Source organism: Campylobacter sp. BCW_4319 (assembly GCF_001764435.1).
Taxonomy (GTDB): Bacteria; Campylobacterota; Campylobacteria; order Campylobacterales; family Campylobacteraceae; genus Campylobacter_D; species Campylobacter_D jejuni.
In genome coordinates, this window is sequence record NZ_MKAQ01000008.1 from 176,016 (window position 1) to 199,178 (window position 23,163).

Annotated in this window: 25 protein-coding genes and 1 other RNA gene; 3 read left to right on the plus strand and 23 right to left on the minus strand. The window is 31.6% G+C overall.

Features of this window, described 5'->3' with window-relative positions; genetic code table 11:
• Window positions 1-51 precede the first annotated feature (51 nt).
• A complete protein-coding gene (locus tag AJN56_RS02435) occupies window positions 52-1,284 on the plus strand; it encodes a glutamate-5-semialdehyde dehydrogenase (protein ID WP_009882279.1) in 1,233 nt (410 codons plus the stop codon).
• Window positions 1,281-2,366, plus strand: coding sequence for an FUSC family protein (locus tag AJN56_RS02440; protein WP_009882278.1), 1,086 nt, complete (start codon window positions 1,281-1,283; stop codon window positions 2,364-2,366). The genes AJN56_RS02435 and AJN56_RS02440 overlap by 4 nt, the downstream gene beginning before the upstream one ends.
• Here AJN56_RS02440 and AJN56_RS02445 read toward each other — a convergent pair.
• The 6 genes from AJN56_RS02445 to efp all read right to left on the minus strand — a co-directional run bounded on the left by AJN56_RS02445 (window position 2,363) and on the right by efp (window position 7,946).
• On the minus strand, window positions 2,363-3,160 hold the full coding sequence (locus AJN56_RS02445) for an amidohydrolase family protein (RefSeq protein ID WP_002855246.1): 798 nt from the start codon (window positions 3,158-3,160) through the stop codon (window positions 2,363-2,365). The genes AJN56_RS02440 and AJN56_RS02445 overlap by 4 nt on opposite strands.
• Before the next feature lie 10 nt (window positions 3,161-3,170).
• Window positions 3,171-4,463 carry an SLC13 family permease gene (locus AJN56_RS02450; RefSeq protein ID WP_074468901.1) on the minus strand — a complete coding sequence of 431 codons (1,293 nt, stop codon included), beginning with the start codon at window positions 4,461-4,463 and terminating at the stop codon, window positions 3,171-3,173.
• A 108-nt stretch (window positions 4,464-4,571) separates the two neighbouring features.
• Entirely contained in the window at window positions 4,572-5,576 is a 1,005-nt protein-coding gene (locus tag AJN56_RS02455; protein WP_070246382.1) for a DUF2891 domain-containing protein, read from the minus strand.
• Window positions 5,577-5,585: 9 nt separating this feature from the next.
• The gene (locus tag AJN56_RS02460) at window positions 5,586-6,539 is read right to left on the minus strand and encodes a DUF979 domain-containing protein (RefSeq protein ID WP_002854880.1); all 954 of its coding nucleotides are present in this window, start codon (window positions 6,537-6,539) and stop codon (window positions 5,586-5,588) included.
• Window positions 6,526-7,218, minus strand: a complete 693-nt coding sequence (locus AJN56_RS02465; protein ID WP_002856730.1) for a DUF969 domain-containing protein — start codon at window positions 7,216-7,218, stop codon at window positions 6,526-6,528. The genes AJN56_RS02460 and AJN56_RS02465 overlap by 14 nt, the downstream gene beginning before the upstream one ends.
• Before the next feature lie 158 nt (window positions 7,219-7,376).
• Window positions 7,377-7,946, minus strand: coding sequence for an elongation factor P (gene efp / locus AJN56_RS02470; protein WP_002855210.1), 570 nt, complete (start codon window positions 7,944-7,946; stop codon window positions 7,377-7,379).
• A gap of 113 nt (window positions 7,947-8,059) precedes the next feature.
• Between efp and rnpB the strand changes: the two genes are divergently transcribed.
• An RNA gene (rnpB, locus tag AJN56_RS02475) (RNase P RNA component class A) lies at window positions 8,060-8,380 on the plus strand.
• Here the strand turns inward: rnpB and AJN56_RS02480 are convergent.
• The 17 genes from AJN56_RS02480 to sucD form a co-directional block, all read right to left on the minus strand.
• The gene (locus AJN56_RS02480) at window positions 8,378-8,653 is read right to left on the minus strand and encodes a hypothetical protein (protein ID WP_002776186.1); all 276 of its coding nucleotides are present in this window, start codon (window positions 8,651-8,653) and stop codon (window positions 8,378-8,380) included. The two genes, rnpB and AJN56_RS02480, sit on opposite strands and share 3 nt — an antisense overlap.
• Window positions 8,634-9,020: a flagellar export chaperone FliS gene (gene fliS, locus AJN56_RS02485; RefSeq protein ID WP_002869304.1), complete on the minus strand. Its 387-nt coding sequence runs from the start codon at window positions 9,018-9,020 to the stop codon at window positions 8,634-8,636. The genes AJN56_RS02480 and fliS overlap by 20 nt, the downstream gene beginning before the upstream one ends.
• A gap of 11 nt (window positions 9,021-9,031) precedes the next feature.
• Window positions 9,032-10,960, minus strand: a complete 1,929-nt coding sequence (fliD, locus tag AJN56_RS02490; RefSeq protein ID WP_052785852.1) for a flagellar filament capping protein FliD — start codon at window positions 10,958-10,960, stop codon at window positions 9,032-9,034.
• Between the two features lie 2 nt (window positions 10,961-10,962).
• Window positions 10,963-11,328, minus strand: a complete 366-nt coding sequence (locus tag AJN56_RS02495) for a FlaG family protein (RefSeq protein ID WP_002776146.1) — start codon at window positions 11,326-11,328, stop codon at window positions 10,963-10,965.
• Between the two features lie 156 nt (window positions 11,329-11,484).
• A complete protein-coding gene (locus AJN56_RS02500; RefSeq protein WP_002869306.1) occupies window positions 11,485-13,287 on the minus strand; it encodes a menaquinone biosynthesis decarboxylase in 1,803 nt (600 codons plus the stop codon).
• On the minus strand, window positions 13,284-14,207 hold the full coding sequence (hemC, locus tag AJN56_RS02505; protein WP_002820769.1) for a hydroxymethylbilane synthase: 924 nt from the start codon (window positions 14,205-14,207) through the stop codon (window positions 13,284-13,286). The genes AJN56_RS02500 and hemC overlap by 4 nt, the downstream gene beginning before the upstream one ends.
• Window positions 14,204-14,593 carry an FxsA family membrane protein gene (fxsA, locus tag AJN56_RS02510; protein ID WP_002854991.1) on the minus strand — a complete coding sequence of 130 codons (390 nt, stop codon included), beginning with the start codon at window positions 14,591-14,593 and terminating at the stop codon, window positions 14,204-14,206. The genes hemC and fxsA overlap by 4 nt, the downstream gene beginning before the upstream one ends.
• Window positions 14,590-16,299, minus strand: a complete 1,710-nt coding sequence (locus AJN56_RS02515) for a proline--tRNA ligase (RefSeq protein ID WP_002857068.1) — start codon at window positions 16,297-16,299, stop codon at window positions 14,590-14,592. Before AJN56_RS02515 ends, fxsA begins: the two co-directional genes overlap by 4 nt.
• The gene (gene hemA / locus AJN56_RS02520; RefSeq protein ID WP_002859933.1) at window positions 16,283-17,581 is read right to left on the minus strand and encodes a glutamyl-tRNA reductase; all 1,299 of its coding nucleotides are present in this window, start codon (window positions 17,579-17,581) and stop codon (window positions 16,283-16,285) included. The genes AJN56_RS02515 and hemA overlap by 17 nt, the downstream gene beginning before the upstream one ends.
• Window positions 17,581-18,474, minus strand: coding sequence for a hexaprenyl-diphosphate synthase (locus AJN56_RS02525; protein WP_002864642.1), 894 nt, complete (start codon window positions 18,472-18,474; stop codon window positions 17,581-17,583). Before AJN56_RS02525 ends, hemA begins: the two co-directional genes overlap by 1 nt.
• A gap of 13 nt (window positions 18,475-18,487) precedes the next feature.
• Window positions 18,488-19,024, minus strand: coding sequence for a hypothetical protein (locus AJN56_RS02530; protein ID WP_002855217.1), 537 nt, complete (start codon window positions 19,022-19,024; stop codon window positions 18,488-18,490).
• A gap of 2 nt (window positions 19,025-19,026) precedes the next feature.
• Window positions 19,027-19,290 carry a DUF2018 family protein gene (locus AJN56_RS02535; RefSeq protein WP_002854834.1) on the minus strand — a complete coding sequence of 88 codons (264 nt, stop codon included), beginning with the start codon at window positions 19,288-19,290 and terminating at the stop codon, window positions 19,027-19,029.
• A 138-nt stretch (window positions 19,291-19,428) separates the two neighbouring features.
• Window positions 19,429-19,986 (minus strand): 2-oxoacid:acceptor oxidoreductase family protein, encoded by a 558-nt coding sequence (locus AJN56_RS02540; protein WP_002856866.1) that lies wholly within the window; start codon window positions 19,984-19,986, stop codon window positions 19,429-19,431.
• The gene (locus AJN56_RS02545) at window positions 19,983-20,828 is read right to left on the minus strand and encodes a 2-oxoglutarate ferredoxin oxidoreductase subunit beta (RefSeq protein ID WP_002869309.1); all 846 of its coding nucleotides are present in this window, start codon (window positions 20,826-20,828) and stop codon (window positions 19,983-19,985) included. Before AJN56_RS02545 ends, AJN56_RS02540 begins: the two co-directional genes overlap by 4 nt.
• Before the next feature lies 1 nt (window position 20,829).
• Window positions 20,830-21,954 (minus strand): 2-oxoglutarate synthase subunit alpha, encoded by a 1,125-nt coding sequence (locus tag AJN56_RS02550; protein ID WP_002857113.1) that lies wholly within the window; start codon window positions 21,952-21,954, stop codon window positions 20,830-20,832.
• 8 nt (window positions 21,955-21,962) lie between these two features.
• Window positions 21,963-22,274, minus strand: coding sequence for a 4Fe-4S binding protein (locus AJN56_RS02555; RefSeq protein WP_002854819.1), 312 nt, complete (start codon window positions 22,272-22,274; stop codon window positions 21,963-21,965).
• A gap of 13 nt (window positions 22,275-22,287) precedes the next feature.
• Window positions 22,288-23,157, minus strand: coding sequence for a succinate--CoA ligase subunit alpha (sucD, locus tag AJN56_RS02560; RefSeq protein ID WP_002855278.1), 870 nt, complete (start codon window positions 23,155-23,157; stop codon window positions 22,288-22,290).
• Window positions 23,158-23,163 lie beyond the last annotated feature (6 nt).

Genomic DNA, 23,163 nt, shown 5'->3' on the forward strand with positions numbered 1-23,163 from the left:
CTAAATTTTTTTGTATAATTTATCAAGTTTTTTGTAAATAAAGGATTAAAAATGCGAAATTTGCTTGAAAATATTAAGAAAAATTCTCAAAAACTACTTAACTTAACACCCAAAGATAAAGAAAAAATTATTCTAAAATTAGCTCAAATTTTAAGAGAAAATTTCAAAATTATCCTAGAAGCAAATAAAAAAGATATGGCAAATTTCACAAAAAGCGGAGCAATGAAAGATAGGCTTTTGTTAGATGAAAAACGTATTTTAGCTCTTTGCGAAGGCCTAGAAAAAATCGCTTACATCGAAGATCCTATAGGCAAAATTTCTAAAGGCTGGAAAAATTATGCGGGTTTGAGCATACAAAAGATGAGTATTCCTTTAGGACTCATTTGTGTTATTTACGAAGCAAGGCCTAGTCTTAGCGCTGAAATCGCAGCTTTAATGATAAAAAGTTCCAATGCTTGCGTATTTAAAGGCGGAAGTGAAGCAAAATTTACAAATGAGGCTATATTTACTCTTGTTAATAAAGTACTTAAGGAATTTGATTTGCAAGATTGTTTTGCTATGTTTACCCAAAGAGATGAAATCTTGCAAATTCTAGCCTTTGATGATTTAATCGATGTGATCATACCTCGCGGAAGTTCAAATATGATACAAGAAATTGCAAACAATACCAAAATTCCTCTCATTAAGCAAAATAAAGGCTTGTGTCATGCTTTTGTAGATCAAAGTGCTAACTTAGATATGGCTTTAAAAATAATCCTTAATGCAAAGTGTCAAAGAGTAAGTGTTTGTAACGCTTTAGAAACGCTTTTAATCCATGAAAAAATTGCTAAAAATTTTATAAGTCTTTTAATACCTGAATTTAAAAAATTTAAGGTAAAAATTCACGCCCATGAAAATGCTTTGGCTTATTTTAACAACTCAAATTTAAAAATTTTTAAAGCAAATGAAAATACCTTTGATACAGAATGGCTTGATTTTGCTTTAAGTGTAAAATTAGTAAAAGATTGCGATGAAGCTATAGAGCATATCAATAAACACAGCTCCTTGCATTCTGAAACCATTATCTCAAATGATGCTTCAAATATCGCTAAATTTCAACGCCTTATAAACTCATCTTGTATTTATGCTAATGCTTCAACGCGTTTTAGCGATGGAGGAGAATTTGGCTTTGGTGGAGAAGTTGGAATTTCAACCAGCAAATTGCATGCAAGAGGTCCTATGGGGATTGAAGATATTTGCACTTATAAATATATAATCAATGGGGAAGGACAAATTCGAGAGTGAATAAAATAGAAATACTAAAGCAATACCTTAAAGAAATTGCTAAATTAAATTCAAGCGAACAAGTTTGGCAAATGCCTTTTTTTGCGGCTTTAGGCGTAGGTATAGTTTTAGGGCTTAGTGTATTTTTTGGAAAATTAAACTATGGACTCATTGCCATGATAGGAGCTTTGTCTTTTTTATATGTTCCAAACACTCCTTTATATCATAGAATGGCTGTTGTGATGTGCTGTTCTTTTGGCATAGTTTCTAGTTTTTTCTTAGGAATTTTAACTCATTTTTTGCCTGCAATTTTTGCCTTCATCCCTATAGGAATTATGGCCATGGGAAGTTCTATTTTAATTAGATACTATAACATTGGTGCACCTGGATATTTTTTCTTTGTATTTTCTTGTGTTTTAGGAGCCTATTCTCCTTTTGAAGCTAAGGATTTTATCTTTTTAGTAGGTCTTGTTTTTCTTGGAGCAATGGTAGCTAATTTAATGGCTTTGTTATATTCTATCGTTGTGATTTATGGATTTAAAAATGCTTTACCTAGCGAAATTCCACCTAGAGAATACATAGGTTTTGATGCAGTTTTTGTGGATTCTTTGATCATGGGTTCTTTTGTGGCTTTTTCTATATTTATAGGAACTTTTTTAGAACTTGAAAGAAGTTATTGGATAGCCATTTCTTGCACAGCTATTATGCAAGGTGTAACTTTAAATTCTATATGGATTAAACAAATTCAACGCATCATAGGAACGGCCTTAGGAGTATGTTTTGCATGGTGGCTTTTATCTAAACAATTTCACGATATAGAGCTTATTTTACTTATGATGTCTTTGTTTTTTATAGGACAATTTTTAGTCAATCGAAACTATGCTTTAGCTATGATTTTCTTTACTCCTTATGCTACTTATCTTTCGGAAGCAGCTAATTTTATGAGTGAAAATGCAGATAAATTAATACTCGCTCGTTTAATTGATGTTGTAATAGGAAGCATTTTAGGGCTTTTAGGTGGTTTTGTGATTTACAAACCTTATCTAAGAGTGTATTTTGAACGCATTGCAAAATACATCTTTAGGATAAAACAAAAAGCTTAAAAGCCAAATAAAGCACAAGCATTATCCCCTAAAATTTGCTCTTGTTCTTTTTTAGATACGACAACTTCATTAAAAGCCACTAGAGCCGATGAAAAATTAATATTTGCTTCAAAATTTGTATGTGGCCAATCGCTTCCAAAAACAAAATTGCTAAGTGGAAAATGTTCTTTTAAAATTTCATATATTTTCTTTGCAAATTTTACAGCTTGTTCATTATTAGCATAGTCTATTTTTGCTCTATAAAAACCGCTAATTTTAAAAAATATTCTAGAGTTTTTTAAGCAAATTAAATCCTCTAAATTTGTTAAGTTTGCATTAGCTCTTGCTAAATGATCGATAACAATATTACAACCATAAGGAATTAAATTTTCAACAATATCAACAAGATTATTATCTAAATCTCTTTGAATTTCTATTTGCATTTTAAGCTTACTTAAATTTTCAAAAAATTGAGTCCAAACCATACTTTTAAAATTTGGCAATTCTTTGCCAATTAAATTTAATCTAACTCCACAAGCTTTTCTTTCTTTTAGTTTTTTAAGCTCATCAAATTTAATATTTTCATCAACCACAACTATAGCTTTTATATTTTCATCTTTTTCTATACTCTGAAGCAAAAATTCATTATCAATACCTAAAAAACTTGGCTGAACTAAAACCCCTTTATTAAAATCATAATGATCTAAATTTGCTTTATAATCTTTAAAACTAGCGTCATAATCAGGCTTATATCTTGTATTTGCAACCGTATTTAACTTTTTCAAAAATATATGTGCGTGAGTATCAATCTTCATTAAATTATCCTTATAAAATAAAACTCATTATAATAGTAGCTAAAATCGCCGCTATAAATCCTATAGGCACAGCTTTAATAAGTAAATCTTTAAATAATTTTTCCTTATATTTATCAGGGCAAGATCCTAAAATTAGACTTCCTCCAGAAGAAAAAGGAGAAATAGCAGAAGCTTGAGCCCCTACAACAATACAAGAAAAAAGCAATGCCTCGCTTAATCCACTGCTTGCAGCAATGCTTGGAACTATAGGAAAAAGCGCTGGAGTAACCACACCCAAAGTACTTGAAAAAAGCGACATAAGAGCTGCAATAGCACACATTATTAACGGAATAAAAATCACATTGATCTCATTTTCTACAAGATCTGAAAATAATTTTATAGCCCCTGCTTCAACTGCTATGCTAATTAACATCCCTACTCCACAAATCATTATCAAGGTTCCCCAAGGAATTAAAGCAACAACTTGTTTCTCATCGGCTAATTTTAAAAATAAAGCAATGGCAACAAAAATCATGGCTATCATGGCTATATCTATTTTTTTATTAAAATAACTAATTATCTCATTATGTGGAAAAATAATATTTAGCACAGGAAAGATTAAAACAACAACAATCATCATAAACATGAGAATTAAAGTAGTTTTTTGTTTATAATCAAATGGATCAGGTTTTGAAATAACACTAATTTTTATATTATTTTTAAAAGCATTAAACACAAAAAAAGATAATACCACAATAGGCAAAATTATAGTAAAAGCAAAAATAATACTAGAATTTGCAAAAGCTTCATTTGCTTCAATGCCTGAATTTTCCATCAATCCTCGAAAAATAATCCCGCTTTGAGAAGTCATAAAATTTGCTCCTCCCAAAGCACCATAATTTATAGCCATAGCTCCAGCAATTTTGCTTAAACCGATTTTATCGCAAAGTAAAAAAGTAAGTGGTGCCATAAAAGCTAAAACTGTATAAAAACCTGCTCCTAAAGCAGCTATAATAGCACTAACCACAAAAATAACAAAAGGAAGCAAATAAGGATGATTAGCAAAACGATACATCAAATGTCCAGCTAATTTTTCAAGAGTTCCATTTACGGTTGCAAAATTATAAAACAATGAGACAGCAAAAATAACAAAAAATATAGAAATAGGCCAAAAAGCTATGATTTTTTTAGGAGCTAAATCCATAAAAAAAGCTCCTATAATATAAGCAAAAATCATAGCAAAAATTCCAACATTATGTCTAGTAATATAGCCCAAAATAATAGCCACTATAATACTAGAGATGATTAAAAAAACCATTATCATCCTTTAAAGCTTATAATATCAAAAAATATATTTTTCAAAGCATAAAAACAAAATCTAAATTTAAAAAATATCTATTTAGTAACAAATTTACTCATCTTATGAAATTTTTTATAAAATATCCACATCCAGAGCAAGCAAAGCAAAGCTTCCTAGCCAATGCGACCCAAGATAATCATCTTCTATATGAGCTAGAGCTTTATCAAAATGCTCTGTAGCATTGTTTCTTAAAAGAATTTTTAAATTTTCATCGCAAAAATTTGAAAGTATTTTAAAACACCAAGCACGACTTAAATTTAACCCATCTAAATGTGCTATTTTACCATCGCTCCTATCACTCACACTCACAGGGGTAAATAAAGTTACAGGCTCTTTTGCTTCTAAATTTGGCAAATATGCTTTAAAAAATTTTACAAAATCATTTTTATGTAAAACAGCACTTAAAAGCACCGCTTCCATCAAAACAGGAGATAAAAACTCATCTCCACAAGGCTCTAAAGCTTGCATATTTTTATCATTTAAAAACCACTTTTTAGCACTTTGGATGATGCAATACTCCAATTCTTGATCTTTTTTAAATCTTGCATATTCTAAAGCAAAATACAAAGCAAAAGAGCTATTAAAATGGGTTCCAACTCGTATAGGATAATCCATCTTAGGTAAAAACTCCTTAAATTCTTTAACAAAGAAATCAGCTATGCCTTCTAAATTTTTAGCCCAAATTTCAGCTTTGTCATTTTCTTTAGCAAGTAAATTTATCTCCAAAGTCAGTTTTAAAAACCATCCCCATCCATAAGGTCTTTCAAAACCTTTGTGTGCAGGGTTTTGAAGATATTTAAGCTCTCCTTCTGCTTTTTCTTTGCTAAATTGAGAATCTAGAGCTTTGATGATTTCATCCTTTGGAGCAAAATGAGAAAAATCTTTTAAAATTTTCACCAAAAGCCAGTGAGAATGCACGCTAGAATGCCAATCATAAGAACCATAAAATATAGGATACATAAGTTTTGGTGGTTTAATATCATTGATATCATTAAAAGAATGTGTAATTTTATTTGGCAATTCTCTAAAAATATTTTCTAGTGCAATAAAGCTAAATTGTTTTATAAATTTTTCCATTGTTTCTCCTTAAAATCTAAAAGCTAAAAAATACATTAAAAAGATATTAGCCACAAGCAAAACAAGTCCTGACATAAACTGGGCTTTAATTACGCCATTTTTATCATCCAAATTTAAAAGTGCCGCAGGAACTATATTAAAATTTGCAGCCATAGGCGTCATTAAAGTTCCGCAAAATCCACTAAGCATTCCAATCGCACCTATAATAGCAGGATTTGCATGCATTTGTATGATTAAAATCGGCAAAGCAATAGCAGCAGTAATCACAGGAAAAGCTGCAAAAGCATTGCCCATTACTATAGTAAAAAGCGCCATAGCGATACAATACACAGCTACTGCAATAAAAGCATTATCTAAACTAATATAACTAGATAAAAGTTTAGATACTTGATCGCCCATTCCTGTAGAAACAAAAACTACCCCAAGTGTAGCCAAAATTTGCGGTAAAAGCGCTGCCCAACTAATGTGATCCATAGTATGTACTGCATCTTTAACAGCTCTTTTAGGAGAAGCCTTAAACATAAAACAAGCAACTACTGAAGAAATAATTATACCTATAATCAAAGCCATCAATGTAGCATTTTTATTTTCAAAAAAACTCAAATGGGGAAATAAAAAAGTCCCAATAAGTGTAATCAAAGGAACCATTAAAGCAGGAATAAAAAGTTTATTTTTATAAATATTTGCATGTTTTATCTCGTATTCTTTTTCTTCTTTGCTAACTTCGATCTTTGCTGGTTTTAATAAATTAAACCCTGCTATAAGTGCTAGTAAAATCACTATACAACCCATCACAAAATGAGGCAAAACTCCTGCTAGTAAAAAAGTAAAACTATAACTTATCCAAAATACCCCGCCGCTTATTCTTGATTTTATATCTTTAGCTTGATTAGAAAAACTTAAAATTCCAAAAACTAAAAATAAAATTCCTACAATATAATAAAGTAAATCAAGACTTATCATCACTCAACCCTTTATAAGTTTTTTCCAATCTTTTATCAAATAAATAAAGTCTAGAGCAATGGATAATTAAAGCCAAAATTCCAGTTGGTATAGCCCAAACTGATAAATGCAATGGCTCAACAATAATACCATTGCTCTCATAAAAAGCTTTAATAAATAAAATAGAATGCACGGCTATAAAAATATCCTCTCCAAAAAATACAGCAACATTATCCGTTCCCGCAGAAAAAGCTTTGATTTTTTGACTATCTTTATGTGTTAAGTTTTTAAATTTAAGCTTAGCTGCAGCTTCTGCCATAGGGGCTATTAAAGGTCTTATCATCTGCGCATGTCCGCCTAAAGATAAAAGCCCTAAAGCTGCAGTAACTTGTCTAAAAACAAAATAACACATTAAAATTCGTCCTGTACTGGCAACTTTTATTTTGGATATTAAATTTTTAGCCTGCTCTCTTAAGCCTTTGCGTTCCAAAACAGCAAGTAAAGGTAAAATAAGCCAAATTATAGCAACATAGCGATTATCTACAAAAGATTTTCCTATATCACTAACAACCTTAACAAAATCAAAACCTGAAACAAGTCCAGCATAAATTCCAACTGAAGTTACCACTAAAAAGGGGTTAATCTTTAAAGCAAAACCTAAAACAATCAAAGGTATAGAAGCAAGAAGTAACCATTCCATCAACCATCTCCACAATATGAATTAGAAATATTATAGAAATTTTAAATTGAAGAAAAGTTTAAAAAAATATTTTTAAGAATGGAATGAGAAATTAAGTAACAAAATAAATTTTATATAAATTTAAAAAGCCTTGGAATAGTCCAAAAGCTTTTTTTGTATTATTTGTTCGCTCTTTCTATATACTCACCACGCACGGTATCAACGCGTATAACTTCACCTTCTAACACATGAAAAGGAATTTGCACTACTGCGCCTGTTTCCAATGTAGCCGGTTTTTTATTTGATCCTTGAGTATCACCCTTAAAATTTGGAGCTGTTTCGATGATTTTGAGTTCAACAACTTGTGGAACTTCTACGCCGATAGCTTTACCATTATGGAAAAGCACGTCTACCATCATACCATCAAGCATCCATTTTTTCGCCTCACCTACATCATCATCACTAATAGCTACTTGTTCATATGTTTGCGTATCCATAAATTGGCAATTTTCACCATCATCATAAAGATACTGCATAGTTTTATCTTCTAAATTTGGAGCTTCACATTTATCACCTGCATGGAAAGTTTTTTCAAGTACTTTACCATCAATAAAAGATTTGATTTTAATACGCACAAAAGCAGGACCTTTGCCTGGTTTTACATGCTGATACTCAACTATTTTAAAAGGAATTCCATCGATTTCTATTTTAAGTCCCTTTTTTAAATCACCCATTGAATAAGATGCCATAAATTTCCTTTGTTAAAAAATAAAAAACAATTTTATCAAATTTTGATTGATATCACAATAAAATTATTTTATTTGATGAAAAAATAAGTAAAATTACGTTAAAATCCAAATTTAAAGCATAGTAAATGCTCGCTTCTTTTTAGGAGAGGAAAGTCCGAGCTGCTAAAGACAAACATTCCATCTAACAGATGGCTAGGGTAACCTAAGGGATAGTGCAACAGAAAGAAAACTACCACGCAAGTGGAAAAGGTGAAACGGCGGGGTAAAAGCCCACCAGCGATTTTGGTAACAATTTCGGCTATGTAAACCCAATGTGCAGCAAGAAGGGATGGTTAGCGTCTTTGTTTTAACCCTTCGCTTGATTTTGTTTGCAAAAACAAAACTAGATAAATGAGCATTCAAGACAGAACTCGGCTTATCGCTATGCTTTTTTAAGATTTAAAATATGTCAACGCTTTTTGAAATTTTTGAATTTCAACAGCTTTTGTTTTTTTCTTTTGTTCAATCAGTATAACAGCTTCTTGCAAAAGAGCTTGAACTTGATAAAATACATCATTTGCATTTTCTTTTAAAAAATCTTCTGAAGGCGATTCTTTGGCTAAATTTTTAATAAAAGCTTTCATATCAAGTTCATCAAGTAAATTTTCAAGTTTATTGACATCTTCTTGGATTAATGCAAGTTTAAAATCACTGAGCCACTGTTTCATTGTTATGCACTTCTCTCCAAGCTTCTAGCAAACCTTTGGTTACATTTATAACTTCATTGATTCTATCTTCGTTATTTTCTAAATTTGCCAAAGATAAAAGTTGAATTTCTCTTGTATAAAGCCCGCTTAAATAATGTGCCACTTCTCCGCCTTTTTCATAGTTTAAAGTATTAATAAGCTCTATAAAAATAGCCGTGGTTCTTTTTACAAAATACACTCTTTGTTCTATATCTTCATTTCTTATGGCTACTTTAGCTCTTGCACAAAAACGCAAAATTCCCTCATAAAGCATTTCAATAAGTTTTTGCGGAGACTCTATCCCCGCTTGATTTTGAGAATAAGCATTATAAGCTAAATTATTTTGCATCTTTTTTATCCTTAATTATTAGAATTGTTTGCCGCATTAATCATATTAGTTACAGTATTTAGCTGTTGATTGAGTTTATTTAAAATACTCTCATATTGCAACCATTGATTCGCCATTGTATCATATCTTGTATCAATCATAGCCTGAGTTGAGTCTTTAGAGGTATTTAATGATTTAATATTATTTGTCAAACTCTCATCATATTTTGTAATTGAACCATCTTTTCCAGTCATCTCTTGCAACGTGGCTTTTAATTTTGAAAAAATACCTTTACCTTCTATAGGTTTAGAGGTTATATTTACATCAGACAAACCTAATTCCTTAAGAATGGTAGCATTTCCTTTGATGGAAAAATCCGAACTACCATCTCCACTAAAATTCAACTTAAACCCTTTAACACCGTTTTGATCATAGGATTCAACCTTAACTTTTAAACCTTCAATACCTTTGCTGTTTATATGATTAGCTAAATTTTGAAGCAATTCTTCCTCTGTTTTTCCTGTTAATTTAAAATTAGTACCATCAGAATTTTTAGATAAATCATATGTTTGATTATTAAAAACTATAGTAAAATCTCCTGGTTTAAAATCTAAACCTTTATTGCCAGTGCCACTAGAATCAAGATATTGATTCAAACTTCCCTGCTTAATTACTTCTCCTGTGTGATTAATGTCTTCGTATTTAGTAATATTTGAAAAAAAACTTTCAGTAGAGTCTGGATCTTCTTTAACTTTTTGTTCAAATTTAGAAGAATCAAAACTCAAAGTGCCTGCATCATTTAAACTTAAGCCAAAATCCTGCATAGAAAGCATAACCTTAGTGTTCACTTTATTACCATTTGCATCTTCAGTAGTTCCATCAACAACTTGAGAATCAAACAAATCAGCAAGAATGCTTGAGCGTATTGAATTTACTTCACTGATGCCTTGTAAAGTTCCTTTTGTTCCAGTTTCACTATTATAGTCAGTTGCAGCATTAAGATTGGTTACTAAATCATTATAAGCATCCACCAAATCTTGCATGGCTTTTGTCACACCTTCAAAATCTTGCTGTACATCAAAATTAATTTCACCTGTTTTATTTAAAGTTAAAGTCATTCCTACACCAAGATCGGTAACAGTGTTACTTGATCTAAACATCTTAATACCATCAAGTGTAAATTCTGCATTTTGCGCAGTTTGGATATGCAAAGAAGCATCCTTAATACCATAACCTTTTTTATCCTTAGCTGGATCAATAGAACTCGTTGTATCTAATTCCCATCCAAGATTTTTGAATATTGTTTCTGCCTCTGAATCACTTGTATACTTACCATTCGAATCTTTTTTTCCCGCATAGAAACTTATCGCACTGTCTTCGCCTGTTTCTTTACTGGTTAAAGTTAAGCGGTAAGGAGTGCCTTTCTCTCCTGTGTTTACAATCTTAGCAACAATCTCTCCTCCACTAGCTTCATTAATTTTATCAGCTAAATCTCTATAGGTTGTGTTTTTATCTACCGTAACAGTATATTCTTTGCCATTTGAAAAAAAAGTAAGATCGGTGGTTCCAGTTAAATTTGCATTAATAAAACCACTGTCATTTGCTAATCCTTTGCTTTGATACACATCTTTTTGTGCAAGTTGAGTAACATTGATATTCATGCTTTGTAAAGCAACACCCGAATTAACTGTAAGACTTGCTGGAGGATTATCGCTAATACTTCCTACAACTTTTCTTTTCGCAAAAACCGTAGCATCGGCTAATGATGAAACAGCCGTCTGAAAACTTAGTAATTTAGTTTTGATTTCTGTTAAATCTTTTTGTTTGGTTGTATTTTCTTCAATTTTTTTAGTATAAGGATCAATACGAGCTTTTTGCTCTGCTTCTTTTAATTTATCTATAGTATCTTGAGTTAAAACCCCAGAACCAAATCCTAAACTAGATAGACTACCAAATGCCATTTTTAACTCTCCTTATCAAATATCATTCCTATCACATCCCTAAAATACTCAGCTAATCTCATAGCTTCTTCACTAGGAATTTGACGGATTTCCCTTCCAGTGCTTTTTTCAGTCACGCTAATATACATAGAACCGATTTTATCACTATAACCAAAACGAACATTGGTATCTAGAGAATCCATTTGCTCATTTAACTTTTTTGTAATATCAGCCAACTTTTCACTCACACCTCGTTGCTGTCCATCATCGCCTTCTTGGCCTTGACTTCTATCGGTTTGAATGTTTAAACTAGCCTGTGTCTCACTTGTTCTTTGGCTAATGTTTGCCAAAGCTGTATCCATTTGCCCATTTGCCTTCGATATTTCCATTTTAAAATCCTTTTTAAAATTTCCTATTGCTAGTTAAAAGCTTATATCGACAAATTTATAAATTTATGAACACCTATAAAGAAAATTTTATTTTTCAATAATAAAAAAATAATAAGCAAAAACTGTGCCAAAATTTTAAAATAAATCTCAATTATCTTAAAAAATTTCAAATTTATTAAAAAGATCTGGATTATTTTCTAAAATATTACGCAAGATCAAATCTTCTATCACGCTTTTAGTGCAATCTGTTTGCTTAGGCCAAGCTCTTAAATAACCCTCAGCTTCACCTTTAGCACTTGCATCTACTCCAAGTCTTTCTTCTTTGATAAAAATATCTCTTTTAGCATCTATATTATTTACCACACGCCAAACAAGCATATAAGAATTTTCAAGCTTATTTTCAACATCTAAAAACACTAAAATCCTAAAATGTTTTTTAAATTCTAAAAGTTTGTCAAAACTTTGTTCGATTTTTTCTTTTTTATCAAGCAAAATACAAACTATAGGACTTTTACTTTCTTTATAAAATTGCTTTAAATTTAAAAGTTCTACCTTAGTTTTAAAAAGTTCTAGTAATTTTTCATCTTCTAAAATTTCAAGCTCTTCAACTTGTATTTCTTCGCAAGCATCAAGTCCTGCTTTACCCCCAAAACAAGAATTAGGTGAAGCATGATCTAATTGATCACAAATTCCTTCTGAAATTAAAATTTTCTTTGTATTAAAACGATCTAACATATAAGGAATTAAAGCATCATAATCTTTCAAAGAAGGTGCATTTTTATCCACAAAAATTGCATGCTTAACAAAACTCATTTGCCCTACTCCCCAAAATGCATGCATAATTTGTTGCGCATGAGCGGGATATTTTGCATCGATTTTTGCTAAGATAAGATTATGAAAGACCCCATTTTCAGGCATATTATAATCAATTAAATCAGGTACTGAAGTTTGAAGCAAAGGTAAAAAAATTCTTTCAGTACCAAGTCCCATGATCTTATCTTCTAAAGGAGGCTTTCCTACAACCGTTGCTTGATAGATCGCATCTTTTTTAGCATAAATTTTTTCTACTTTCATCACAGGAAAAAGTTCAGCAGGAGTGTAAAAACCCGTATGATCTCCAAAAGGACCTTCGATTTTAAACTCTTCTAAATCCACATAACCTTCAATAACCACATCACTATCATAAGGTACAAAAATACCATTTTCACAAGGAGTAAGTTTTGCAGGAGTTTTTTTAATAAAACCATAAAGTAAAAGTTCAAAAATTCCCTTAGGTAAAGGTGCTTGAGAACACCAAATATAAAGCGGATCTCCACCTATGGCTATACTTACAGGCATTTTTTTAAAACCAACATTTTTGTATTCGTGATAAAAATTTGCCCCATCTTTATGAATTTGCCAATGTATTAAAAGTTCATTTTTATCACTCATTTGCAAACGATACATTCCAAGATTATTTTGAGTTTTATCTAAATTTTGTGTATAAACTTGCCCCATGGTAATAAATTTACCCGCATCATCTTCCCAAGTTTTTAGTATGGGAAGTTCTTCAAGTGAGTTTAAAATTTCATAATCATACAAGGCTTTATTTTTTTTCAGTCTTTTAGGAGGAATATTTTTAAAACTTAACAAATTCATAAAAAAATCCATTTTTGCTTTAAAACTCGTAGGAATATGAAGCTTGGTGAGTTTTGAAATTTCTTCAGCCACCTCTTCATAATCACGTCCAAAAGCTAAATTTAAAGCCTTTTCATTGCAAAAAGTATTCATCAAAACAGGAAATTTATATTGTTTATTTAATTTTTTATCTATAGGATTTTTAAATAATAAAGCCTTCCCTTTTTCTCCTTTTTTAGCTTCTATATAGGCTAAATGAGCGATTTCAAGATCTACATCTACAGGCTCTTCAATTACCCTTAAAAGATCATTTTCTTTTAAAATTTGAATAAATTCTTTCATATCATACTCTCAGCTTTTTTTAAAAGTTCTTTAGCACCTTTAGCAATAAACTCCTTAGCCAAACTCTCTCCAAAACCTTTAAAATCATTCTTTTTAATCATTCTCTTATCTTTTAAAATTTCACTTCCATCGGGTAGTCCAAGTACCGCACGCACACAAATTTCATCTCCCAAGAGCTCTGCGTTAATACCTATAGGAACTTGACAACCTCCTTCTAAAGTAGCAATAAATTCTCTTTCAATGCTTGTTTCAATCAAAGCATTTTCATCATTTAAACATTTTAAAAGTTCTAAAATTTTTTCATCATTTATGCTTTCTATACCTAAAGCTCCTTGAGAAGCCGCAGGAATAAGCTCATCTTTGCTAAATTCATAAACAAAATTCACTTGCTTATCTAAGTTTAAGCGTTTAATTCCCGCCATTGCCAAAATAATCGCATCAAAATCATTATTTTTTAATTTCTCTATACGAGAATTGACATTACCACGCAAAGAAATAATATCTAAATCAGGTCTTAATAATAAAAGCTGCATCTTGCGTCTAAGACTAGTAGTGCCTATTTTTGCACCTTTTGGTAAAGAAAGAAAATCTTTATAATTTTGACTTAGCATAGCATCATTGCTTTGCTCTCTTTTACTTACCGCTGCCAAAACTAAACCTTGAGGAAAAAAACTAGGCACATCTTTTAAACTATGCACTGCTAAATGTGCTTCTTTTCTTAACATACTTTCTTCAAGTTCTTTTGTAAAAAGTCCTTTACCACCAATTTTTGCCAAAGGAGAATCCAGCAAAACATCGCCTTTTGTTTTAAAACCTTCTAAAAGCACTTCAATTTGATGTGTATTTTTTAAAATTTGGGCTACATGCTCACTTTGCCAAAGAGCCAATTGACTTTTTCTTGTTGCGATAATAAGCTTCATTTTCTATCCTCTATAATTTCAACATCAATGATTTCTTCATTAGAATTTTGATACTCTTGCTTGGTGTATTGATATTTTGATTTAGTTATTAATTTCAAAGCAATACCAAAGAAAAATACAAAAATCCCAAAAACACTTGTAATAATCCCTGGAAAAACAAGTAAAAACCCTGCGATAACAAAAGAAAATTGTGTTAACATATCCTTTAGGCCACCCATTTGAAACTCAAGCATATTTTTCCAAAAAATTCCCAATAAAACCGCACCAAAAATCATACTCAAAAGTATGAAAAATAAAAAATTACCAAAACCAAAAAACACTATAAAAAGTATACTTGCAATAATTTCAAGTACAAATAAAGGACTTAAACTTAATTTATAATTCATAACACTTTCTTTTTAAGAATTTCCATAAGTTCATCAGTTTTTATAAGTTCTTTTACCAAATCTTCTCTTTGGATAAGCTCTATTTCATTATTTTCTAATCCCTTGCCAATAACTAACGCATAAGGAAAACCCATAAGTTCAAAATCATTCATTTTAACCCCAAAACGCTCATTTCTATCATCAAGCAAGACTTCTAATCCAAGATTAGTTAAATCCTCATAAAGCTTATTGGCAAATTCTAAAGCCTTTTCATCTTTGAGATTTGAAACAATAATTTCAAGCACAAAAGGAGCTAAAGTTTTATTCCAAATACATCCTTTTTCATCATGATTTGCTTCAATAGCTACAGCCAACAAGCGTGAAACACCTATGCCGTAACATCCCATATAAAAAGGCTGACTTTTGCCATTTTCATCTAAGAAATTTGCATTCATCGCTTTGGAATATTTTTGTCCTAGCTTAAAAATATGCCCTACTTCTATACCTTTACTTTGTTTTAATTTTGCTCCACATTTAACACAGCAATCCCCTTCTTTAACTTCAATCAAATCTTTAAAACGATCTTTATTTAAATTTACAACATCAATACCGATTAAATGATAATCTTTTTCATTCGCACCCATAATCATTTGCTTTTCGTTTTCAAGCTCAAAATCTATATAAAAATCTATATCTTTTAATCCCACAAAACCTATAAAACCAGCTACTAAGCCAGCTTTCTCCAATTCTTCTTCGCTCGCATCGACTAGTTCAAGGGCACTGCAAGCATTTTGAGCCTTGATTTCTTGCAAATCATCACTTCCTCTTATAAAAAACACAACTAATTTGCTTTCATTTTCATAAATAGCTTTTTTTACCACTGCTTTAATCGTATAAAAAGCATTAATTTTAAAAAATTGTGCTAAAGAATCTATAGTTTTAATATTTGGAGTGTGAAATTTACTTGCATAATTTGCTTCAGGACGCTCATCTTGACAAGTTTTTTTAGCTCTTTTTGCAGCTTCAACATTAGCCGCATAATCACAATTTTCACAAATTAAAATATCATCTTCCCCATTTTTTGCCAAAACCATAAATTCCTTAGAACCACTTCCACCAATAGCCCCACTATCAGCTTCAACTGCTCTAAAATCAAGCCCCATTCTTTGTAAAATTTGAGAATAAGTTTTATACATAAGCTCAAACTCACGCCCTAAATCTTCTTCATTAGCATGAAAACTATATCCATCTTTCATTAGAAATTCACGACATCTTAAAAGCCCAAATCTAGGCCTTGCTTCATCACGAAATTTAAGTCCAATTTGATATAAATGCAAAGGAAGTTGTTTATAGCTTGTGATTTTGTTTTTTACCAAAGAAAGCATAGCTTCTTCATGTGTTGGACCTAAAACAAATTCATTTTCTTTTCTGTCTTTAAAACGCAAAAGTTCTTTTCCAAAAACATTATAACGCCCACTTTCTTGCCACAAACTTGCAGGAGTGATAAAACTAAGATTTACTTCTTGTGCTCCAGCCTTATCCATTTCTTCTTTAACTATATTTTTAATCTTGTCTAAAACTCTTTTTCCCAAAGGCAAGAAATTATAAAGTCCGCTACCAATTTGTTCTACAAAACCCGCACGCGTTAAAAAAATATGACTAGGTAAACTCGCATCTTTTGGCGCTTCTTTTAAACTTGGTGCATAAAATTTAGTAAATCTCATCATTATTCTCCATATCAAATTCACATTTATATTGATTCAAACCTTCAAGATTATTTTGCAAATCAAAAACATAACGCATAGCATTAATCACTGTATCGCTTTGCATTTTACCTTGTAAATGTTTCAAATTTACAGTAGGCGTGTGTAAAAAAGCCTTAAAAACTTGATGAATCAACTTTCTAGCCTCTTCTTTATCAGATTTTTTCAAATATCCTTTTTTTAACGCAATTTCAAGTTGTTTATCTGCATATTCTTTAGCTTGCAAGCGTATAGCTTTGATAATAGGCATCAAAGCCAAATCGTTTAAATACCTAAAAAATTCACTTGTTTCACGACCTATTATCCCATAAGCCATACGAGCTTCTTGTTCTCTTAGTGCTAAATTTTTTTGAACCACAATTTCAAGATCATCTACAGCAAAAACAGATATATTTTCATTTTCATTGATATCAATATCCCTTGGAACTGCAATATCAAAAAAATACCTTTTATAAGAAAGTTCTTCTACTAAAGAATTTGTAATAATAGCATTTGGTGCATTGGTAGCTGAGAAAAAAAACTCGTATTGATTTAAATATTTTTTTAAATTTTCTAAACTATCATATTCGCTTAAAACACCAAGTCTCTCACACAAATCTTTAGCTTTTTGTAAATCACGATTTAAAATAATCACCTTAGCACCCGCAGCAATTAAATGTTTTGCCGCAAGTTCTCCCATCTCTCCAGCTCCAATAACAACAGCTTTTTTTTGCGTTAAATCTGCAAGTTCTTTTGCTTTTGCCACGGCAACGCTAGCTACAGAAATAGAATTTTTAGAAATTTGAGTTTCATTGCGTACCTTAGCAGCACATTTAAAAGCACTATGTACCGCTCTTGAAAGATGTACTCCACAAAAATTATTTTTTACAGCAAAAGCAAAGGCATCTTTTAATTGTCCTGCTATCTGAGTTTCTCCAACCACCAAACTATCCAAAGAACTTGCTACAGAAAAAAGATGGTGGATTGCTCCACTATCTTCAAAAATATCAGCTTTTTCAAGTAAAATATCTTTATCAACATCACAAAGTAAAGCCAAAGATTTAACAATAAACTCCGCACAGGCCATTTTTACAAAAGCAACAATTTCAACACGATTGCAAGTGCTTATAACCAAACATTCTTCAATATTTTCATGAGTGCTAATGATTTTTAAAAACTCACTTTTTTTAGCTTCATTGGAAAAGCTTAACTTTTCCCTTAAGGCAATATCTGTATTTTTATGAGTAAAAGATATACAATAATACATTAAAATTCCCTATCTATCATAGCTTTAATAATATCATTAAGCTTGTTATTATCATATTTTTCAATTGCTTTTCTAGCCTTTTTTGCATAAGTTTTAGCTTCTAAAATAGCTTTTTCTAAAGCTTTTTGTTCTTCAAATTTAGTTTTTAGCCATTCTTTTTCATTTTCATTTAAATCTTTTTTAAATAAAGTCTGCAAATATATCCTATCTTGTTCTTGTAAATTTTCATAAAGATAAATATAAGGCAAGGTAGTTTTACCCTCTTTAAAATCATTCATAGCAGGTTTTCCAAGAATTTTTTCATCACTCTTAATATCTAAAATATCATCAATCATCTGAAAAGCAAGTCCTAAATTTTTACCATATTCTGCAAAATCTTTTTCATATAATCCAGCCAAAATAGCTCCGCATCTAGCACTTGCTTCAATCAAAACAGCTGTTTTATTATAGATCATTTTCAAATAAGCTTCTTTATTGATATTAAATTTCTCTCCCAAATCAACATCCATAAGTTCGCCTATAGCAAGCTTTACAACAGCATCTGAAATAATACTTGCAAATCTAGCATCCATTTTGCTTAATTCATAAAAGGCTTTTGAATACAAAATATCGCCCAACATAAGAGCATTTTTTGTACCAAATTCAGCATTAACAGATCTTGCTCCACGCCTTAATTCACTCTCATCGATAATATCATCATGTAATAAACTAGCAAGATGTATCAATTCTATAGCCGCACAAATTTTAAAAGCAATCTCACTCTCATCTGCGATAGCTAATAATAATTTAGAGCGTAATTTCTTTCCTGATTTTACATTTGAAAGCATATTTAAAATAGGTTCATAGCCAAGTTCTTGTAAAAACTGTTTTATTAATTCATCTATTTTTTGCACTATCTTTTCCTTGTTAATTGCTATTATTATTTTCTTTGCTTGTTAATGGTTTTACCTGAGGTTCGTTAAAATTAATCATAGGAACAACCTGATTATTTTGCGGTGGATTTTGTAAAGCTTTTTTTCTCGGATCTAAAAATTCTACCATTAAGCGAGATTCCTTATCTTCTATATAAACCGTAAAAGTTGCTAAACCTTTATTATAACCACTAAATTCTAAAATAAGTCTTGCTCTATCAATGTGTGGATTGGTATAATCAGGTATTAAAGTTTGAGTTACCCAATCTAAATTTCTTCTTAAACTCATCACAAATTGACGCGGATATTTGCGAAATTTCGAATGTACGATGATATTAGTATTATCAAACAAAGTCCAATAAAAATCAAAATTTTGCACCTTATCTTCATAGCCTATTTCTTTAATCTGCACACTAGCTCTCTCATCTTTTTTAAGTATAAATTTATAAGTATAATCAAAAGTTGGTTCAGATGCTAAAACATTACTAAAAATAAAAAAAATACAAATTAAATAGGGGCTTATTTTAAACAATTTTAGCCTTCGTGTCCTAAAATTTTTGCGCCCAATTCTATATAAATATCATTTTGCCTTTCTTCTATGAAATCACCATTTTCTAATATGAAATTTTTTACATCCATTTCTGTTAGACCTTGTTTTTCCAAAAGTTCCACCATAGCAATATGATCAGCAAAAAATTCCTCAAAAACTTTTTCTAAGGCTCCTAAATTTCCATTTTGTATAATTTCTATAAATTTTTCTTTTGGAGTTTTATTAAACATTTCATCAAAAAAATCCATTAATTTTCCTTGAAAATATAAGTTTTTGATTATAAAATTTTAATCGTTAAAAGTAGCTAAATTAAAATAATTAAAATTTAAATTTTATTTGCAATGTGTAAAATTTTAGAAGTTAAATTCCGCATGATGCGGAATTTATTATGAATGTGGTTTTGCTTGAGTGGCGTATTTTACACCCAGATCAAAAGCTTTAGCATTTGCATCACGAGTTTTTGCAGGAACCATATGAAGCATAGTGTCTTTTAAAACATCTAAATCTATACATTTACTCATATAAGCAGCAATTGCAAGTGCTACAACTGATTGAGTAGCCACATTTCCTACCTCATCTTTAGCTATGGTAATAATAGGAATTTCAAAAATTTGCCATTTTTTATAATCTTCACTTTCAGGATGTACTAAATTTGGCTCTACAACTATGATACCTCCTTCTTTTACACCCCCACGAAAACCTTTATAACCCTTATCTGCAGTCGAAAGCATAAAATCTACTTCCCCTTCTACAGCATAAGGAAATAAAATTTCTTTATCATCGATGATAATATCCACCTTAGTAGGGCCACCACGCACTTGTGAAGTGTAAGTAGAAGCCTTAAAAGCTTGACGACCTTCTTTAATGGCTGCTTCTGCTAAAATTTCTCCTGCGGTGATAACACCTTGTCCGCCTTCACCGCCAAATCTTAATTGATATTTCATTTTAAAGCTCCTAAATCCACCATTCTTTTTTCTTTGGCTGCACGACGTACTTCTTCATAAGCGTGGCAGTATTCTGGCTGAGAATTATCTTCATGTAAAATTCCTGTTGGAAATTTATCTTTTCTTTCTTCAAAATCCATGCTTTCAAATTTAGACTTATCCACAACACGATTTTTAATCCAATCAAGCATAGCCACTGCTTCACCCATTTTATTTTTTCTACCTAGGTTAATATGACAATTTGAGAAAACATCAACAAAGCTATAACCTTTGTGTGCTAAAGCTTTATAAATTAAATTTTCTAATTTATTTGCCTCAATAACATTTCCTCTTGCCACGAAAGAAGCTCCAGCGGCTTTAGTTAATTCGCAAGCATCAAAATTTGGATCGATATTTCCAAATTGTGCAGTTACTGTATAAAAACCTTTTGGAGTAGTTGGAGAAGTTTGAGAATTAGTAAGCCCATAAATAAAATTGTTGATTACAATATGAGTTAAATCTATATTTCTACGACATCCATGTATAGTATGATTTCCACCAATTGCTAAAGTATCACCATCGCCACTTACTACAATAACATGTTTGCTAGGATTGGCTAGTTTTATGCCTGTTGCATAAGCAATAGCTCTACCATGAGTAGTGTGCACGGTATTGCAATTTACATAAGAGCTCATTCTACCGCTACATCCTATACCTGAAACAAGACAAACATCATCCATATTCCAACCCAGCTTTTCTATCGCGCGGATAATACATTTTAAAACTACACCATCGCCACAACCCCAACACCATTGAGTAGGAAGTTTATCAGTTCTTAAATATTCATCATAATTAAACGCCATTTTATATATTCTCCTTTACTTTAGCAATGATTTCGCTAGGTGTTATAGGACGACCATTTGCACGATGTAAGCTAATAAAATCACGACGAGAACTTACTCTTTCAATCTCCTCAAGATACTGTCCCATATTTAATTCGCTTACCATTACCTTTTTAAATTTGTTTACCACTTCAGCAATTTTCTTTTCAGCTACAGGATAAAGTGTGATAGGACGGAAAAGTCCTACCTTAATACCCTCTTCTCTGAGCCTATTGATAGCTTCTTTAGCAGAACGACTTACGCTTCCGTAAGCTATGATTAAAAATTCAGCATCATCAAGCATATATTCTTCATAAGTACAAATATCATCTTGGTTGTTTTTAATTTTACCTATAAGTCTTTCCATGTTTTTCTTAACTATAGCGCCATCTTCTGTTGGAAAACCTATATCTCCATGATGAAGTCCGGTTACATGATAGCGATAGCCAGTAAAAAATGGATTGAGTGTTGCAGGTTCATTTTCGCCCGCTGCATAAGGTTTATAATCTTTTTTATCGCCTGTGAATTTTTTACGATTAATAATTTCTATATCTTTTAAATCAGGCAATACCGCTTTACCATTCATATGCCCTACAGTTTCATCCATAAGTAAAAATACAGGAGTCATATACTTTTCAGCCAAATTAAACGCTCTTATGGTTTCTGTATAAGCTTCTTCTAAACTCGCTGGTGCGATAGCCACACTAGCAAAATCCCCATGAGTAGGTGCTTTTGCTTGAAATAAATCCCCTTGAGCCACCCTTGTTGGAAGACCTGTCGAAGGACCACCTCTCATAACATTTACAATCACAAGTGGAATTTCAGCAATAAATGCAAGTCCTATTTGCTCTGCTTTTAAAGAAATTCCTGGACCGCTACTTGCAGTCATGGATTTTACTCCACTCATTGCCGCACCAATAGCCACGCTAATACCTGAAATTTCATCTTCCATTTGTATAAAAGTTCCATCATTTGCAGGAAGCATATGGCTTAATTCATGAGCTATCTCACTACTAGGAGTAATAGGATAACCTCCAAAAAATTTACATCCACAATCAATCGCAGCTTTGGCGATTAAAACATTACCTGTTGCTATAACTTCTCTCATTATTTTTCCTATGCTAATTTTTTGTATTTGTTATTTTTTACGGCTACAGCTCTATCTTTAGCCTCAGCAGTAAGTTTGGCAAATTTAAATTCATCTCTTTTTGCCACCATAATAGCAAAATCAGGGCAATGTGTCTCACACTCGGTACAGCCTATACAGGATTCAGGGTGTACCACCTCTATCATTTGTCCTAAAACCGCATGCACATCATCGCGCATAGCTAAAACCCCAGCGGGGCAATAGCTAACACAAATATTGCATGCTTTACATCTATGCTCATCTACCCAAACAGGGGTATCTTTTGGAGCTGTCATACTCATGTTTTTTCCTTTATTAACCTAATATTTTTTGAATTTCTTCACCAATTAAAGCCGGAGAATCCACCACATGAATTCCATAGCTTTTTAAAGCTTCTTTTTTAGCTGCAGCGCTTTCATCAGCACTTCCTACTATGGCACCTGCATGCCCCATTCTTTTGCCTTTAGGAGCAGTTGCACCTGCAATGAATGCTACCACAGGTTTGCTAATATTTTCTTTAATAAATTTAGCCGCTTCCACTTCCAAACTACCACCAATTTCACCTATCATTACAATAGCTTTAGTTTCATCATCTTTTTGGAATTCACTTAAAAGTTCTTTATAAGCAAGACCTATGATAGGATCACCACCAATTCCTACTGCAGTAGAAATTCCATAACCACCTTGAACTACCTGATTAGCAGCTTCATAAGTTAAAGTTCCACTTTTTGAAATAAGCCCCACGCAACCTTTTTTAAAAATAAAACCTGGCATAATACCTAATTTGCATTCTTCAGAAGTGATAATACCTGGACAATTTGGTCCAATGATTTTCATACCCTTTTTATTGGCATATTGCTTAGCAAACATCATATCTTTTACAGGCGTATGTTCTGTGATTACAACTGCAAGCTTAATACCCGCATCAGCTGCTTCAATCACGCTATCACCCACAGCAAAAGCAGGGACAAAGATCAAGCTCACATCAGCCTTTGTTGCTTTAACCGCATCTGCAACGGTATCAAAAACTGGTTTACCTAAATGAGTTTGTCCACCTTTATGAGGGGTGACACCTCCAACTATATTTGTACCATAAGCCATGCATTGCTCAGCGTGAAAAGTTGCTTCTTTACCCGTAAAACCTTGAACTATTACTTTTGTATTTTTATTAACCAATATACTCATTTTCTA

Bases quoted from the DNA above. Each gene is read 5' to 3' on its own strand.
- hemA (WP_002859933.1), bottom strand. From the start codon at position 17,581: ATGTATTATTGTATATCTTTTACTCATAAAAATACAGATATTGCCTTA.
- AJN56_RS02480 (WP_002776186.1), bottom strand. From the start codon at position 8,653: ATGAAACAGTGGCTCAGTGATTTTAAACTTGCATTAATCCAAGAAGAT.
- efp (WP_002855210.1), bottom strand. From the start codon at position 7,946: ATGGCATCTTATTCAATGGGTGATTTAAAAAAGGGACTTAAAATAGAA.
- AJN56_RS02545 (WP_002869309.1), bottom strand. From the start codon at position 20,828: ATGGCGTTTAATTATGATGAATATTTAAGAACTGATAAACTTCCTACT.
- AJN56_RS02445 (WP_002855246.1), bottom strand. From the start codon at position 3,160: ATGAAGATTGATACTCACGCACATATATTTTTGAAAAAGTTAAATACG.
- fxsA (WP_002854991.1), bottom strand. From the start codon at position 14,593: ATGAATTATAAATTAAGTTTAAGTCCTTTATTTGTACTTGAAATTATT.
- AJN56_RS02435 (WP_009882279.1), top strand. From the start codon at position 52: ATGCGAAATTTGCTTGAAAATATTAAGAAAAATTCTCAAAAACTACTT.
- hemC (WP_002820769.1), bottom strand. From the start codon at position 14,207: ATGAAGCTTATTATCGCAACAAGAAAAAGTCAATTGGCTCTTTGGCAA.
- AJN56_RS02450 (WP_074468901.1), bottom strand. From the start codon at position 4,463: ATGATAATGGTTTTTTTAATCATCTCTAGTATTATAGTGGCTATTATT.
- AJN56_RS02495 (WP_002776146.1), bottom strand. From the start codon at position 11,328: ATGGAAATATCGAAGGCAAATGGGCAAATGGATACAGCTTTGGCAAAC.
- AJN56_RS02455 (WP_070246382.1), bottom strand. From the start codon at position 5,576: ATGGAAAAATTTATAAAACAATTTAGCTTTATTGCACTAGAAAATATT.
- AJN56_RS02515 (WP_002857068.1), bottom strand. From the start codon at position 16,299: ATGATGAGATTTACTAAATTTTATGCACCAAGTTTAAAAGAAGCGCCA.
- AJN56_RS02465 (WP_002856730.1), bottom strand. From the start codon at position 7,218: ATGGAATGGTTACTTCTTGCTTCTATACCTTTGATTGTTTTAGGTTTT.
- AJN56_RS02500 (WP_002869306.1), bottom strand. From the start codon at position 13,287: ATGAAAGAATTTATTCAAATTTTAAAAGAAAATGATCTTTTAAGGGTA.
- fliS (WP_002869304.1), bottom strand. From the start codon at position 9,020: ATGCAAAATAATTTAGCTTATAATGCTTATTCTCAAAATCAAGCGGGG.
- AJN56_RS02550 (WP_002857113.1), bottom strand. From the start codon at position 21,954: ATGAGAGAAGTTATAGCAACAGGTAATGTTTTAATCGCCAAAGCTGCG.
- AJN56_RS02555 (WP_002854819.1), bottom strand. From the start codon at position 22,274: ATGAGTATGACAGCTCCAAAAGATACCCCTGTTTGGGTAGATGAGCAT.
- sucD (WP_002855278.1), bottom strand. From the start codon at position 23,157: ATGAGTATATTGGTTAATAAAAATACAAAAGTAATAGTTCAAGGTTTT.
- fliD (WP_052785852.1), bottom strand. From the start codon at position 10,960: ATGGCATTTGGTAGTCTATCTAGTTTAGGATTTGGTTCTGGGGTTTTA.
- AJN56_RS02540 (WP_002856866.1), bottom strand. From the start codon at position 19,986: ATGAAATATCAATTAAGATTTGGCGGTGAAGGCGGACAAGGTGTTATC.
- AJN56_RS02535 (WP_002854834.1), bottom strand. From the start codon at position 19,290: ATGGATTTTTTTGATGAAATGTTTAATAAAACTCCAAAAGAAAAATTT.
- AJN56_RS02460 (WP_002854880.1), bottom strand. From the start codon at position 6,539: ATGATAAGTCTTGATTTACTTTATTATATTGTAGGAATTTTATTTTTA.